Below are 14,836 nucleotides of genomic sequence, written 5' to 3' on the forward strand. Positions count from 1 at the left end.
CGAGAAGGCATGTCGTTCAACCTAGCTTGACCTCAGCCGTAAGGAAGCGCCATGGCAAACAGTTCTAAGAAAGCTCGCGTACCAACCAAGAGAGTAGTAAAAAAAGCTGCCACAAAACCGCCCAGAGTGATAAAAAAAACTCAGGACCTGCAGGAAAAAAGACAGTACCTCAAGCAAGCAGATGTTCCCGCAGCTTCGCTGGATGAAGCATTACGGGTACCAGCGGCAATTCTAGAACACTATGCTGGCAAGCCAGTTTCACCTCTACAACTGGCAAAAGCGCTTAATGTTGACCCCAAGGGTTCCCAGCTAAAATTACTTAGTGGTGCAGCCATCGCATTTGGCTTAACTGACGGGGGTTCACAAGCTGCGGCAATATCAGTCAGCGATTTGGCAAAACGGATCCTGCGGCCGAAGTCGGAAAATGAGCCAAGAGAGGCTAGAAGGCAATCGATACTCACTCCAAGAGTCTTTCGAGATTTTCTGCAGAACTACGACGGGCATAGTTTTCCAAGAGAAGATATTGCGGTTAACGTACTTGAAGAAATGGGAGTGCCGCGAACTAAGGCTCCTGAGGTACTTGCTCGCATTGAAGCTAGTGCGCGCAGCGTGGGGCTCATTGAAGACATTAAGAATAAGTCGTTTGTCTCTCTTCAGAGTGCAGGAGACATGACTTCGCAAAGCGACACCAACCAAACTGAAGACGATGATAGTCCTGAAGAAGATGGCTCTGTAGAAAGGCAGTATGCCAGTCAAGAAAATGAGAAAGAATACGCGCCTTATAAAGAAGCAAAGGCTGAGAGAACTTCATCGTCGATGATGGCAACTGCCATTGCAGATGATGCTCGTAGACGCCGTGTCTTTATTACCCATGGTAAGAGCCGCGAGTTGGTTGATCCAATTAAAAAGATGCTGGACTACGGAGAGATGATCCCGGTGGTTTCGGTGGATAGGCAATCGGTATCTAAACCAGTTCCCGAGAAGGTTATGGATGACATGAGATCTTGCGGTGCCGCGATCATCCATGTCGACGCTGATCGCACTATAAAGTCTGAGGATGGCGAGCAGCATGTAATCCTTAATCCCAACGTGCTCATCGAAATAGGCGCGGCTATGGCATTCTATGGTCGGCGCTTTATTCTTTTAGTCCGAGATGGCGTAAAGCTTCCCTCAAACCTGCAAGGACTTTACGAGGTGCGTTACGTCGATGATAAATTGGACGCACATGCGGCTATAAAGCTTTTGGAGGCAATCAAGGACATCAAGAACTATGCGCTGCCTACAGATCCAGTGGATTAGAAAACTGGAAGCGGCCGGAGTAATTTTTGGCCCAGAGCTTTTTAGCTAAATCAAGGTTGCTTAAATCTTACTTTTTTAAACAATTGTGTTGACTCTTGATCTCCCATACATCCGCCACCCGCCATCCTCGCCGCAGACTCAACTGGAGAACACACGATGATGAAGTGGATGGGCACCGCGCTGGCCGCGGCACTGCTGGTGAGCGGTTGCGCCAAGGAGGAGGGCGAGAAGTTCGTCGGCCACTGGGTCAACGTGCAGACGCAGGAAGAGACGATGGACATCGAGCGCAATGGCGAGACCTTCATGGTCCGCAGCACCACGCCGAAGTTCTTCAGCCGCAAGCCCAAGACCGAGAGCTACCCGGCGGTCTACAAGGACGGGGCGCTGCAGGTCACCAACGATGGCGAGACGGTGAACTTCGCCATCGACGCGGCCAACGGCCACCTCAACACCGGTGGCGAGCAGTACCAGCGCGTGCCGGCCAAGTAAGCCCACCGCTGTCGCCAGCGCCCGCGTGCGGACCTTGCCGGTCGCACGCGGGCGTTTGCGTTTGTGGCCTAGCCGGCCACGCCGAAGGGCTACTGGTGCACGCTGCGTCGCGCGGGCGCCGGGCCGGACACACCGCCCGTCGCCCGACCTTGCGCTGCCGCTGCCATTCCACCCCGCGCAAGCCGTACAGTGCGCAGGCACGCCAGGGTCATGGCGCTGCCCGACCGATCAATCCAGCAACTACGAGGGTGTCATGAGCAAGGGGATGGACCAGAAGAAGAGCCAGAAGAAAGAGCCGACCAAGACGCTGAAGGAAAAGCGCGCGGCCAAGCAGGAAAAGAAGGGCAAGTAAGCCGCCCGGCCTGCCAGACGGCAGACGAGGTCAGGCGGATCGCCTGACCTCGCGTTTTTTGGACGTTTCACTAGGGGCTGAGCGTTGGCTTGCGAACTCGGCCTGTCGGACTCTCCCACTCACCGCTGGCATGACCTGCGGTAGCACCCCAACGCTGCAGCAGACCGATCAACGACCCGGCCAAAGCTGCTGCACTAATGTGGGTTTGTGCGGATTTGGAGCTCGTCATGAGCCGTTTGACCATCGATCTAAGCGATCAGCAGCATCAGAGCCTGAAGGCGCTGGCGGCTCTGCAGGGCAAGACCATCAAGCAATACGCGCTTGAACGCCTGTTCCCTGGCGACCTAAACGCCGATCAGGCATGGCAGGAGTTGAAAACCCTCCTTGGGGGACGTGTGGAGGAAGGCCTTGCCGGCAACGTGTCTACCAGGAGCATCAGCACCATCCTGTATGAAGAATTCGCCGAGGGCCGTCGCGGTTGATGCACGGCTAAGTCCTCACCGAGCAGCCGAAGCCGAAGCCGATCTGCGCGGGATCATCCGCTACACCTCGGCACGCTGGGGCCAGGCGCAGGTTCGCCGATACATCGCAGACCTATCGAGGCGAGGCGTGATCTCGATGATGTTGGATGTAGCAGTCTTCAGCGACGTCATATCGGCTGAGGTGGTTTTACTCTTTGATTCCTGCTGCTCCCGATAACGTATAAGTGGGTGTACCCCGACCGAGTAATTGCGCCCAGGCATGATCTGGTAACTCAATGACAGATTGATCGTCCTGACGATTGACTGCCCCGGCTTCAGGACAAGAGATGGCGTGGAACCTCGGACGTTGTGCACATAGATGCCGCGATAGTCGACGGGGCTGCCGTCCTCTTGCAGGACCTTGAACAGATTGGTCTGCAACACCCCGCCTTTGTCTACGTCTGGAACATACGAGGCAGGTAGCTCGATGGGCTGGTCACCTGCGTTGGCCATCGTGACTGAGACGGATGCTCCAGCTGTCGCTGTATGCGCTGCCTGTCTGTTTTGGAGTCTGATCTCCAGCCTCCCAGCCGCAGTCGCGCTGGAGCAGGCTGACAGCGCGAGAATCCCAAGAACCCATATCGCCTTCATCATTCACCTCTTACGCGCAAGCGCTTCTTTGTCGTCAGTTCTCATGCCATCTCTCCGGCTTGGGGTACGAGCCCTGGACGGGCGGAACCACCGTGGCGGGCGACTCCTGGGCAGACGCTAGTCGCGATTCATCCTCGGAGCGATCTTTCAATCCAACGTGCACTATCGCGCGCGGTTGGGGACCTGACGCTTTGGCGCTTCCCACATCACCGTCTAGCGCAAGTCCTCGTCGGCACCGTCCACCCGGTCTCCTGCATCAAGCTGCTGCAACACGCGATCGAAATCGCTCACGAACAGCTGGCCCAGGTGGTCAGGCCCATGTGCTGCTTGCCGGCATCGGCTCGGTGGTAGACGACTTCTGCTGCGGTTTGCCCGTGGATGGCCCAGTGCAGCTTGTTCTGCACTGTGGCGAAGAACCGCTGGGTTGCCTGCGCGGTGGCATCGTAGTCCAGGGCGGTGGCGTAGATGTCGGTGATCTTCTGGTAGAACTTGCGCTCGGAGAGACGGATCTCGCGGATGCGCTGCAACTGCTCTTCGAAGTAGCGCTTGCCGAGCACCGTGCCGTCATTCTTCAGGCGCTCATCGTCCATCGCGAAGCCCTTGATCGTGAAGGACTCGATGATGGTGGTGGCCCACTTGCGGAACTGCACCGCGCGCTCGGAATTGACCTTGTAGCCCACGGCAATGATGGCCGCGAGGTTGTAGTGCTTGGTGTCGTAGCTCTTGCTGTCGGCGGCAGTTATTCGAAAATTTCGAATAACTGCATCTGGCTGTAACTCGTTGTCAGCGAACACCTTTTTCAGGTGGTAGTTGATGGTGTGGGTTTCGACATCGTAGAGCTGGGCCAGCATCTTCTGCGTCAGCCAGACGTTTTCGTCGGCATACGCCGCCTGCACGCCGCTCTCGCCTGCGGCGGCCACGAAGGTCAGGTATTCGGCCGCCGACGAGCGGACGAGCGAAATTTCATGCTTTTTCGCCATTGATGCCTCCCATGCTGGCGATACCGCACAACCAGTTTTTCTTCGTCCATGATGCTATCCGGGCATGCCCGGTGATGGTGATAGGCGAACGTGCCGTTCTGCCGTAAGTGATGTTGCCATTGCGCCGGCTCGCGTCCATCAGAACAACGAACCCTGCACGGGCAACGCAGTAGCTGGTTCTGTTGCTGGCTTGGCGGGTGCCGCCTGCTGCTGCGCACCCAACCGCCACGCCAGGCCCGAGATGCGCGCGGCGTGCCGGGCCAGTGCGCTGCGGATGACCGCCTCGCTGCCGGCCAGGTGCAGGGCGCGGCGGGCGCGGGTGATGCCGGTGTAGAGCAGTTCGCGGCTGAGCACGCGGGCGTCGCGGGTGGGCAGTTGCAGCCAGACGGTGTCGAATTCGCTGCCCTGGGCCTTGTGCACGGTCATGGCGAAGGCGCTTTCGTGCGCGGGCAGTGCGGCGGGGTGGAAGCCGCGCACCTGGCCGTCGCCGTCGCCTTCGAACCAGGCGACCAACGGGCCTTGGGCCCGGCTGTCGGTGCCTGGGTCGCGGCGGCTGGCGGTGCCAACGGGCTGGCCTGGCCCTAAAGAGGCGCCTTCGTCGCTGCGTCCCGGAGAGGGGCTCGCGTCGCTTCGCAGGCAGATGCCGACGTCGCCGTTGAACAGGCCGTGGCGGTAGCTGTTTTCGGTGATCAGCAGCAGGCGGCCCTGGAACCAGGGCGAGGCGGCGCCGAGGCGGCGCGCACCGGAGCCGGTTTCGGCCAGCAATTGTTCGATACGGGCGTTGAGGCCGCGTGCGCCCTGCGGGCCGGCGCGCACGGCGGTGAGCAGGCGCAGGCGCGCGGCATCGCGCAGGGCGGCGGCCGGGTCTTGCGCGTCGGCCAGCGCGCGCCAGTGCGCGAGCAGTGCGTCGCGGCCCAGGGTGAGCGGGTCTTCGCCATCTTCGTGGAAGTGCACGCCGGCCAGCTCGCCGCTGCGCAGCAGGGCCAGGGCGGTGTCAGCGTCGCCCGCGCGCACGGCGTCGGCCAATGGGGCGAGCGCGAAGTCGTGCGCCTGACGGTAGCCGCGCAGCAGGTGCACGCGGTGGCCGGCCAGGCCGCCGCCGTGGGTGGCGGCGGGCGTGGCGCTGGGCGCGTTTCCGAGCAGCGCTTGCAGTGCCTGTGCGTCCTGCGGCTGCAGGGCATCGCCGGGGCCGGCGGCCTGCAGGATGGCGGCGAGCACGTCGCCGGCTTCCACCGAGGGCAGCTGGTCGGCGTCGCCGAGCAGGATCAGCTGGGTGCCATCGGCCACGGCTTCGACCAGCTTGCACATCAGCGGCAGGTCGACCATGGAGGCTTCGTCGACGACGATCAGGTCCAACGGCAGCGGGTTGTCGGCGTTGTGGCGGAAGTGCGGGGAATCCGGGATGACGCCGAGCAGGCGATGCAGGGTGCTGGCGCCATTGGGCAGCGCATCGGCCAGGGCCGGGTCGATGCCGCCAGCGATGGCGCGCGTGACCGCAAGGCGCAGGCTCTCGGCCATGCGCTCGGCGGCGCGGCCGGTGGGCGCGGCCAGGGCGATGCGCGGGGCCGGGGTGTTGGAGGCGTGTGCCTGGGCGATGCGCAGCAGCAGCAGGCGGGCGATGGTGGTGGTCTTGCCGGTGCCGGGGCCGCCAGTGACCAGCAGCAGGGTGCGGCGCAGCGCCAGCGCGGCGGCCTGAGCCTGGCGGTCTGGGTGGTGGGATGGAGCCGGTGGGGCCGCACCTTCCTGGTCGACGGATGGCTCGGGTAGGCGCGTGCCCTCACCCGCCTCTCCCGGGGGGAGAGAGGAAGCCTGGGGGAATAGCTGGGCGAACAGCGGGGCCAGCGTGGCTGCGTCGAAGGGGGGCGGCGACTGGGCGGCGATGCGTTGCAGGCCCAGCGCCAGGCGGCGCTCGTACTCGCGGTAGCGGCGCAGGTAGAGCAGGCCGTGTTCCAGCACCAGCGGGCAGTCGGCGGCGGCGGGGTCTTGCGGATTCGGTTGGTCGACCCAGCGCGAGGCGGCCAGGGTGCGTTGCCAATCGCCTGGGTCCGGGAGTGCGGGCGCTGGGCCCTCGCGCGTGTCCAGCAGCATGCCGGCGCGGCTGGGGTCCAGCCCTGCGTGGCCGCTGGTGACGGCCAGCGAGGCGAGTGCGGCGCCGGCCAACACCTGGGGGTCGGTGTCCGGGGCCAGGCGTTGCAGGCTCTGGGCGAAGGCCAGATCCAGCGGGCGCAGGGCGTCGGCCTTGATCAGGGCGTTGAAGAGGGTTGGGTGGTTCATGCGGTGGACGCCTCCCGGGCGCAGGCGCCCTCACCCCAACCTCCGCTGCGCACCCCGGCCCGCGCGGCGTGGCGCAGACACTGCCAGGCACACGCGCCAGTGTGCGCAAGCGGGGTCTGCCCGCCCCGAGGGGAGCCGGGCGTGCGCACAGCGCTGATCGGGCGTGCGGTCTGTTGGGTCATGGCTTGGATGCTTCGGCGGCGGACGTACCCTCACCCCAACCCCCGCTCCGCGCCCCAGCCCGCGCCAGCGGCGCGGGCGCTCCAAGGCACGCGCGCCAGTGGCGCGCAACCAGTGCCTTATCGCCCCGGGGGGAGCGGGGCTTTGGTGCGTCAACGGTAAGGGGCTGTGCGCTAGCGGGCATCGGGCGTGCCTGGGTTACTGGATGTCGGCTCCGGGGCGCTGCCGGCGAACAGGGCATCCAGGGCTTGGACCAGCGCCGGGTCGAAGCGCCAGGCGTGGATGCCGGGTGCGGGCGTGGCGCGGTTGACGGCGTCGAAGCCGGAGTCGGAGTCGAAACCCGAATCGGAGATGGAGCTGGCGCCATTGACGGGGTCGGAATCGGAGTCGGCGCTGGCGCCGTTGACGGAGTCGGAGTTGTAACCGGAGTCAGAACCGGAACCGGGGATGAAACTAGAGTCGGCTGCGGGGTTGCGGGTGGCGTCCAGGCCGCGGCAGAACAGGTAGCGCACGCCGCCGAAGTCGCGGGCGTAGTCGTAGCCATCGCCCAGGCGGAAACGCAGCCAGCGGTGCAGGGCGACGGTGTAGATCAGCGCCTGCAACTCGTACTCGCTGTGCGCCATGGCGCGGGCCAGGGCGTCGGCGTCGTAGCTGGGCAGGCGGTTGGACTTGTAGTCGAGCACGTACCAGCGCCCGTCCACGGTGTAGGTGAGGTCGATCAGACCGGTCATCAGGCCTTCCAGCCGCTGGCGCGCACCGAAGGCCTGGCGGTCGCCGACCACGCCAAACCGGTGCAGCAACGCGAGCAGCGCATCGACGCGGGTGGGCCGCATGGCGAAATGGAATTCCATCTCGTTGCGGCGCTGCGGTTCGGGCACGGCGGCCAGGGTGGTGCCTTCGGGCAGGGCCACGGTGAGGGTGTGGCCGATCAGCGCGGTGAGCATGGCCAGGCCGTCGTCCCATTCCTTCTCGACGTAGCCGCCGCGCTGCAGCGCCTCGAGGATGGCGGCGGCCTGGCCCTCGGGTGCGGGCAGGCCGGGGCGCCAGGCCTGCCAGGCGGCGAAGTCGCAGCGCTCGAACACGTCGTGCATCACCACGCCGAAGCGGTTGCCGGCAAAGCGCGGGTCGAAGGCGTCGACCTCGGCGGCCACCGCAACGGCCTCGCTGCCGGACGGCTCGTCGCTGCCGCCACTGCCGACCACCGTGGCGCTGGCCATCGGGTCGGCGGCGGCGCCGGCATCGGCATTGGCCAGCTGGGTGAAGCTGTAGACCCACCAGTCCGGGGCGATATGCCGCTGTGGCGCGCGCGCGGGCGGCACCTGCGCTTCGACCGGCGGCGGCAGGCGCGGCAGGTTGGTGGGCGGCGTGGACGTGTCCACCACCACTGCGCCCTCGCCGGCCGCGCCCTGCAGTGCGTCCAGTGCGCGCAGCATGCCGGACAGTGCGGTGCGCTCGTGCTGGTGGAACGGGCCGCTGGCGATCCACAGCGCGTGCTCGGCACGGGTCAGGCCGACGTAGAGCAGGCGTGCGTCTTCGGCGCGTTGTTCCTGCTTCCAGGCCGCTTCGGCGGCGCTCCAGGTTGGGTCGTCTTTATCAGTCTTCCAGTGCAGCTGGCGGCCGAGCTCCGGCGCATGCACCACGCAATGGCGGCCGGCTCCCTTGTCGCTGCGGCCGATGCCGATGTACGGCAGGAACACCAGCGGATATTCCAGGCCCTTGCTCTTGTGCAGGGTGACGATCTGCACGCGGCGCGCGTCCGATTCCAGCCGCAGCTGCTGGGCTTCGTCGTTGTCGTCGGCATTGGCGATGCGGCGCGACAGCCAGTCGACCAGACCGTGCGGGCCGAGTGCGCGGGCGTCGGCTTCCTGCAGCAGCTCAGCCAGCTGCAGGTAGTTGGTGAGGCGGCGCTCGCCATCGACTAGGGCGAGCAGGCGTTGCCCGTGCGCGGCGCCCAGGTCGCCGACCAGGGCGAGCGGGCCGCCGCGCTGCCAGCGCTCGCGCCAGTCCAGCGCCTGCTGCTGCCAGCGGCGGTGACGCTCGCCGTCGTGTGCGAGTGCGGCGATGGCGGCGGCGTCCGCGCCGATCAGCACGGTGGCCAGCGCGGCGCGCAGGCGGCTGTCGTCGCCCGGGTCGAGCAAGGCCTGCAACAGGGCCAGCAGCTCCAACGCCTCGTCGGTGGCGAACAGGCTCTGCTTGCCGGCCGCCACGGCGGGGATGCCCACCGCGCCCAGCGCCTGTTGCATGCGCGTGGCCTCGCCGTGGCTGCGCACCAGCACGGCGATATCGCCGGCCTGCACCGGGCGGCCATTGACGGTGGCGGTGCCGTCGCGGCCACCGGCCAGCCAGCCACGGATCGCCGCCACGCAGGCGGCGGTGGCCAGCTCGCGGGCGCGGTTGGCGCTCCAGGGTTTGGGCTTTCCTGCTTGCTTGGTTTTTGCCGCTGCCGCGGCAGGTGGCGGCGGCGGTTCCGGGGCGCGCCACAGCGTCAGCGCCGGGGCGGCGGCGCCATCGCGTTGCAGGTCGGCATCCAGCCGCTTGGTGCCGGGCCGCACCGGGTGGAAGGCGATGCCATCGGTGAGGAAGGCGTCGGTGTAGCCGGCCTGTGCGTACAGCGCGTCGATGGCCGCCAGCACGCCGGGGCGCGAGCGGAAGTTGTGGCTCAGCGGCGGGGCGAGTTCGGCAGTGACCGCGGCGGCCAGATAGGTGCGCACGTCGCCGCCGCGGAAGCCGTAGATGGCCTGCTTGGGGTCGCCGATCAGAAACAGCGCCGGCTCCAGGCCGGCCGCGCGTGCGAGCGGGCCTTCGCCGAACACGTTGGAGAAGATCGCCCACTGGCGGTCATCGGTGTCCTGGAATTCGTCCACCAGCGCGATGGCGTATTGCGCGCGCAGCCGCGTGACCAGCGCCTGGGCCTGCGCGCCTTCCAGCGCGTGCGCAACGCCATCGACCAGGTCGTCGTAGGTCTGCACGCGGCGCTGGCGCTTGAGCAATGCCAGCCGCGCAATGGCGTCCTCGCGCAGGGCGTGTAGCAGGCGGATGCGGCGACGGCTGCGCCATGCTTCGACACCGGCCAGCGCGGTGAGATAGCCGTCGATCTCGTGGCTCAGCGGCGAGGCCGGGGTGCGCTCGACGAACTTCTTGTTGGTGCCGGCGGCCAGTTCCGCAGCGGTGAGTTTGATCAGCTTGGCGTGCGGCGTTGTGTGCATCGATGGCGCGGCGGCGAAGCTGTCGAACCAGTACCACAACGCTGTTAGCCACTCGGGCTTGTAGCTGACCTTGCTCAGGATGCCGCCGTCGATGGCGGCCATGATGGTGTCGAAAAACGCGCTGCCGTGCGCCTGGAATGCCGCGGCCAGTGCAGTACTGGCGTCCTGCACCGCTTGCAGCAGCGCAGCGGAATCGTCGTTTGTCGTGGCTGCCGCCGGCAGCAGCGTTGGATGGCGCACCAAGGCGCGCAGATCGCTGGCCAATGCATCGGGGCCGCCCGACCACAGCGCGATCAGGTCTTCGGCCATTGCCGCATCGGCGGCGCGCTGGCGCCACAGATCGGCGGCGACTTCGCCGAGCAGTTCACGGTCGTTGGCGAGCAGTTCCGGTGCGGCGAAGGCCTGGCCGCTTTCCAGCGCATGCTCGCGCAGCACACGCGCGCAGAAGCCGTGGATGGTGAACACGGCGGCCAGGTCGATTTCTTCCACCGCCTGTTGCAGGCGGCGGCGCAGGGCCGCGGGTGTTTCGGTGCCGGTGGCCAGGTGGGTGGCGAGGATGGCGCGCGTAAGCAGCACATCGGGCGCGTCCTGTAGGAGCGGCCCTGGCCGCGACGGGTCATCGGCGAGGTCGGTCGCGGCCCGGGCCGCTCCTACAGGGGCGGTGGGTGTTTCGGTGCCAGGGGCCAGGTGCGTGGTGACAAAGGCGTCGGGCGCTTCGTGTAGAAGCGGCCCTGGCCGCGACGGGTCATCGGCGAGGTCGGTCGCGGCCGGGGCCGCTCCTACGAGGGCGGTAGGTGTTTCGGTGCCAGTGGCCCGGTGCGTGGCGACAAAGGCGTCGGGCGCTTCGTGTAGGAGCGGACCTGGCCGCGACGGGTCGTCGGCGAAGTCGGTCGCGGCCGGGGCCGCTCCTACGGGGGCGGTGGGTGTTTCGGTGCCAGGGGCCAGGTGCGTGGCGACAAAGGCGTCGGGCGCTTCGTGTAGGAGCGGACCTGGCCGCGACGGGTCGTCGGCGAGCTCGGTCGCGGCCGGGGCCGCTCCTACGGGGGCGTCGGGGACCAGGGTTGCGGCCAGCACCAGGCGCTCGCGGATGCGGCGGCGCAGTTCCTGGGTGGCGGCCTCGGTGAAGGTGACGGCGAGGATCTGGCCGATGCGCAGCCCGCGCTCGACCACCAGCCGGGTGAACAGCGTGGCCAGGGTGAAGGTCTTGCCAGTGCCGGCGCTGGCCTCGATCAGGCGTACGCCATGCAACGGCAATTCCAGGTACGGGTCGGTGACCGGGCTGGCGCTCATTCGGCCTCTTCCTGCGCGCCGTGCCAGTGGCGCCAGCTCTCGATCAATCGCTCCGGATCCAGCGTGGCATCGGCGTTGCCGCGCTCGAGCAGGTCGTACACGCGGTGGCTGGTGATGGCGAAATCGGCAAAGCGCTGCGCATCGGCGAACGGGTCGCGGCCGCGGTTGACCAGGCGCAGTTCCGGGCTGTGCGATTCGCTCCAGCCGAAGCTGGATTGCCACTGCTCGGCCGCCTCCTTAATGGCCTTGTCCAGGTCGTCGCTACGCGCGGCCTGGTGGTATTTCCAGCTGCTATAGGGCGCGAACGCCAGCGGCGTCTGCAAGCCCTGCCGGTACATCTGCAGCAGCGCAGCCAACGCGCCCTGCGCCTGCGTCTGCGACAGCGGCTCGGCATCGATGGGATGCGGGCCTAAACCGTCTTCGTCTTCGAAGAAGCGCACATAGGGCGCGTGCTCGCCAGCGGCGCGCAGCAGCAGCCATTCCAGGCCGTGGCGGATCGCGCTGCGGCCGCTGAGCGCGCCGACCTGCACCCGCCCCACCCCGCTCGCATACCAGCCGGGCACACGGCCGTGCACCTCGGTCTGGCCGATCTGCACCTGCAACCTGCGCGATTGCGCCGCCGATTCGCCACGCCAGTGCCGGAATGCCTCGGCATACGGGCGCAGTTGCGCCACCCGCTCATCGAGCTGGCGTCGCCCCAGCGGCCCGGACGGCAGCAACGCGCGCGCGCGCAGACGCTCGTAGAGCCGCTCGGTGTCGCCGGCCAGCGCGGCGTCGAACACATGCTGCTGCAGGCCGTATTGCTCCAGCCCGCGCGTGGGCGCGAGCAGCGGCTCCAGATCGCTGTCTTCGCCGGCCGGATCCGGCAGGCGCATTCCCAGGCGGTGGCGCAGGAACTGCCCGGCCGGGTCGGCGAACAGGCGGCGCAGTTCGTCGATCGACACATTCGTCGGCACTGCGATGTCATCGGCCGGCAACGCGCCGGCCACCCACGGCGCCAGCGGCTGGCGCTGGCCGGTAAGGCTGTCCACCGCAGGCCGCCACTGCCGGCGATAGCTGAAACGGCGTGGGTCGGCGCCGTGATCGCCCGGCGCACCGAAGGCAGCGGCGGCAAACGGCTGCAACGGGTGGTGCACCACCAGCGTGTCGATTGCCGCCGGGTCGGCGTGGTACTGCGCGGCGCTGCCCAGCAGCTCGCTGACCAGCACCGACGGTTCGCGCGCGCTGCCGTCGCGCGCATCGGCACCGAGGTAGCTCAGGTAGAACACTTCCTGCGCGGAGGCGAACAACTGCAGGAACAGGAACCTGTCGTCCTCGCGGGTCGAACGGTCGCCGTGCCGGCGACGCTCGGTACCCAGTTCTGCGGTGAGGCGATTGAGCCCGGCGGCTGGGTCGCGGCGCGGGAAGTCGCCATCGTTCATGCCGAGCAGGCAGATCGCGCGAAACGGCAGCAAGCGCATTGGCACCATGCGGCCGAAACTGATGCCGCCGGTGAGCAGCGGCGCACGCGTGTCCGACTCGCCCAGCACCGCAGCAAAATGCGCGCGCACCACCTCGGCCGGCACGCTGCCTGCGTACTCGGCGCGCACTGCATCGCGGGCGAACTGGTCGATCAAGCTACGCAAGCGGTCCAGCGCGCGCTGCGCACGCGGTGCCGAGGGCGCTTTTGGCATCAGCGCCTCCAGCAGGCCGAGCAGCCGCTCGCGCCACTCGACCGGCGTCATCGCCTCGGCCAATAAAGATTGGTGACGTTCGAGCACGCGCAGCAGCTTCAACAAGATATCCAGTGCGGCCAGCGCGCTGCCTTCCAGCTGCGGCCATGGCGCCACACCCTCGATATCGTCGTCGGTGCCGCTGGCATGGCCGAGCAGCAGCCGGTCCAGCGCGAAGCGCCAGGTGTAGGCGTCGTCGCTCGGTGCCTGATGCTGGCGCCGGTGCGCCGCATCCAGCCCCCAGCGCGCGCCAGCCGCATGCAGCCAGCCGCGCAGACGTTCCAGCCCGGCTTCGTCCAGGCCGGCGGCTTCGGCGATCGGCGCACTGGCGAGCAGGTCAAGGATCTCGTGCAGGCCGAAGCGTGCGATCGGCAGGCCGAGCAAGCTCAGAAACACTTCGGCCAGCGGCTCGCTGGCCAACGGGCTGGCGTCGGCCAGCGCGTACGGCAAGGCATCGTCGTTGCCGTGGCTGCCGAACACCGCATCCAGATACGGCACGTACGGGTCGATATTTGGCGACAGCACCGCGATCTCGCGCGGCTGCAGCGGTGGGTCGAAGCGCGCATCGTCGAGCAAGGCGCGCAGCTGGTCGTGCAGCACCTGCAGCTCGCGCAGACGGGTGTGGCAGGCGTGCACCTGCAGGCTGGGGTCGTGCAGATTCACCGCCGGCAACACCGCAGGCACGCTGGGCGCGCGGCGATGGAACAGGTCGCTCTGCATGCGTCGCAACAGGCTGTCGCCCAGGCCGCCGTCGGCCAGTGCGCGGCGGCCGGACTCCAGCGGGTCGGCGTAGGCGGCGATCTCGGCCAGCGGGTGCACCACCTCGTAGTCGCCGACCAATGCCATGAAGTCGCGCCCGGCCGCGCCCCAGGCCTGCAGCAGCGGGTTTTCCTGCACCTGCTCGGCAAACAGCTGCACCGCACCGTCTTCGCGACGGCGCTGCCACAGGGTTTGCAGGTCGCCCCAGTAACCTTGCGTGGGCGTGGGCAGGTAGAAATGCAGCGTGCCCACGCGCGCCTGCGTGGCCAGCACGCGCAGCACGTCGGGCGAGATGTTCAAGATGGCGAAGGCGAACAGGCGCCCGGGCAAGCCCTGCGGCAGCGGGCCGTCCGGGCGTGCGTAGCGATCCAGATACTGGCCGATGCGACGCGCGCGGTATTGCCGGCCGGTGGCAATGCTGCGCCACAGCCGCGCCTGCGGATCATCGGGGTCGGCGCCGCCTTCCCAGCGCAGCAACCAGTCGCGTCGCCAGGCCTGGTACTTCTCGAACACATTGCCCAGCTCGCCGGCCAGCGCCCAGGGTTTGAGCGCGTCGCCATCGGACAGATAACCGGCCAGCGGCGCCAACGCCGCATCGCTGCCCAGGTCGGCCTGCAAGGCGGTATAGAGGCGCCACTGCGTGGTCGCCATGTCCAGATCGTCGTCGGCCGGGCCAAGATTGCATTCCAGCGCGCGCGCGACGAATTCGCCGGGGGTGAGGAATTCCAGATTGGCCGCCACACCATGCTCGGCCGCCAGCGTGGACTGCAGCCAGCGCCGCATCGCCACCTGCGGGATCAGCACCACCTCCGGCTGCAGCAACGGCTGCTCCGGCACCGGCCGGCGCAGCTCCTGTGCGAGCAAGGCAGCCAGCGTATCCAGCGCATTTGAGGGATAGAGGCGGAAATCGGGCGCGGAAGTGGCGTGCATGCGTATGCGCATTGTGCCGGATGCGGCCGTGCTGCGCTGTTGGCCCAGGGCCGGTGCGCAGCGAGTGGTGTCGCTGTTCGGGCCGTACTGGAATGGGTAGACGCGGGGCCGGCCTTGGCGATGACGGCCGACACGCTGGAGCTACTGCACCCGAATGCAGCAGGCACGAGCAGATTGCCGATTGCCTGCGATGCCGTGCGGCCGCGGCGCTCGGCGGTATCGCTGCAAGCCGTCGTCGACCAACGCGCCTCCA

At 67.1% G+C, this 14,836-nt stretch carries 8 protein-coding genes; 3 read left to right on the forward strand and 5 right to left on the reverse strand.

The genetic code is table 11. The features are described 5' to 3' along the window. Nucleotides 1-51 precede the first annotated feature (51 nt). The 3 genes from ABQ137_RS00180 (at nt 52) to ABQ137_RS00190 (ending at nt 2,622) form a co-directional block, all read left to right on the forward strand. Nucleotides 52-1,299: a TIR domain-containing protein gene (locus ABQ137_RS00180; RefSeq protein WP_349780908.1), complete on the forward strand. Its 1,248-nt coding sequence runs from the start codon at nt 52-54 to the stop codon at nt 1,297-1,299. 156 nt (nt 1,300-1,455) lie between these two features. After that, entirely contained in the window at nt 1,456-1,788 is a 333-nt protein-coding gene (locus tag ABQ137_RS00185) for a lipoprotein (protein WP_039513672.1), read from the forward strand. A 579-nt stretch (nt 1,789-2,367) separates the two neighbouring features. Further along, a complete protein-coding gene (locus tag ABQ137_RS00190; protein ID WP_166771413.1) occupies nt 2,368-2,622 on the forward strand; it encodes a type II TA system antitoxin, ParD family in 255 nt (84 codons plus the stop codon). A gap of 60 nt (nt 2,623-2,682) precedes the next feature. On the opposite strand, the gene ABQ137_RS00195 is transcribed toward ABQ137_RS00190, so the two are convergent. The 5 genes from ABQ137_RS00195 to recC form a co-directional block, all read right to left on the reverse strand. Further along, nucleotides 2,683-3,045: a hypothetical protein gene (locus tag ABQ137_RS00195; protein ID WP_349781539.1), complete on the reverse strand. Its 363-nt coding sequence runs from the start codon at nt 3,043-3,045 to the stop codon at nt 2,683-2,685. A 494-nt stretch (nt 3,046-3,539) separates the two neighbouring features. Further along, nucleotides 3,540-4,232 carry a RhuM family protein gene (gene rhuM / locus ABQ137_RS00200; protein WP_349780909.1) on the reverse strand — a complete coding sequence of 231 codons (693 nt, stop codon included), beginning with the start codon at nt 4,230-4,232 and terminating at the stop codon, nt 3,540-3,542. Nucleotides 4,233-4,370: 138 nt separating this feature from the next. Then, nucleotides 4,371-6,506, reverse strand: a complete 2,136-nt coding sequence (recD, locus tag ABQ137_RS00205; protein WP_349780910.1) for an exodeoxyribonuclease V subunit alpha — start codon at nt 6,504-6,506, stop codon at nt 4,371-4,373. A 353-nt stretch (nt 6,507-6,859) separates the two neighbouring features. Continuing rightward, a complete protein-coding gene (locus ABQ137_RS00210) occupies nt 6,860-11,182 on the reverse strand; it encodes a UvrD-helicase domain-containing protein (protein ID WP_349780911.1) in 4,323 nt (1,440 codons plus the stop codon). Next, on the reverse strand, nt 11,179-14,583 hold the full coding sequence (recC, locus tag ABQ137_RS00215; RefSeq protein WP_184515092.1) for an exodeoxyribonuclease V subunit gamma: 3,405 nt from the start codon (nt 14,581-14,583) through the stop codon (nt 11,179-11,181). Before recC ends, ABQ137_RS00210 begins: the two co-directional genes overlap by 4 nt. Between the last annotated feature and the right edge of the window lie 253 nt (nt 14,584-14,836).

Source organism: Xanthomonas sp. WHRI 8393, from assembly GCF_040203315.1.
GTDB classification, from domain to species: Bacteria; Pseudomonadota; Gammaproteobacteria; order Xanthomonadales; family Xanthomonadaceae; genus Xanthomonas; species Xanthomonas arboricola.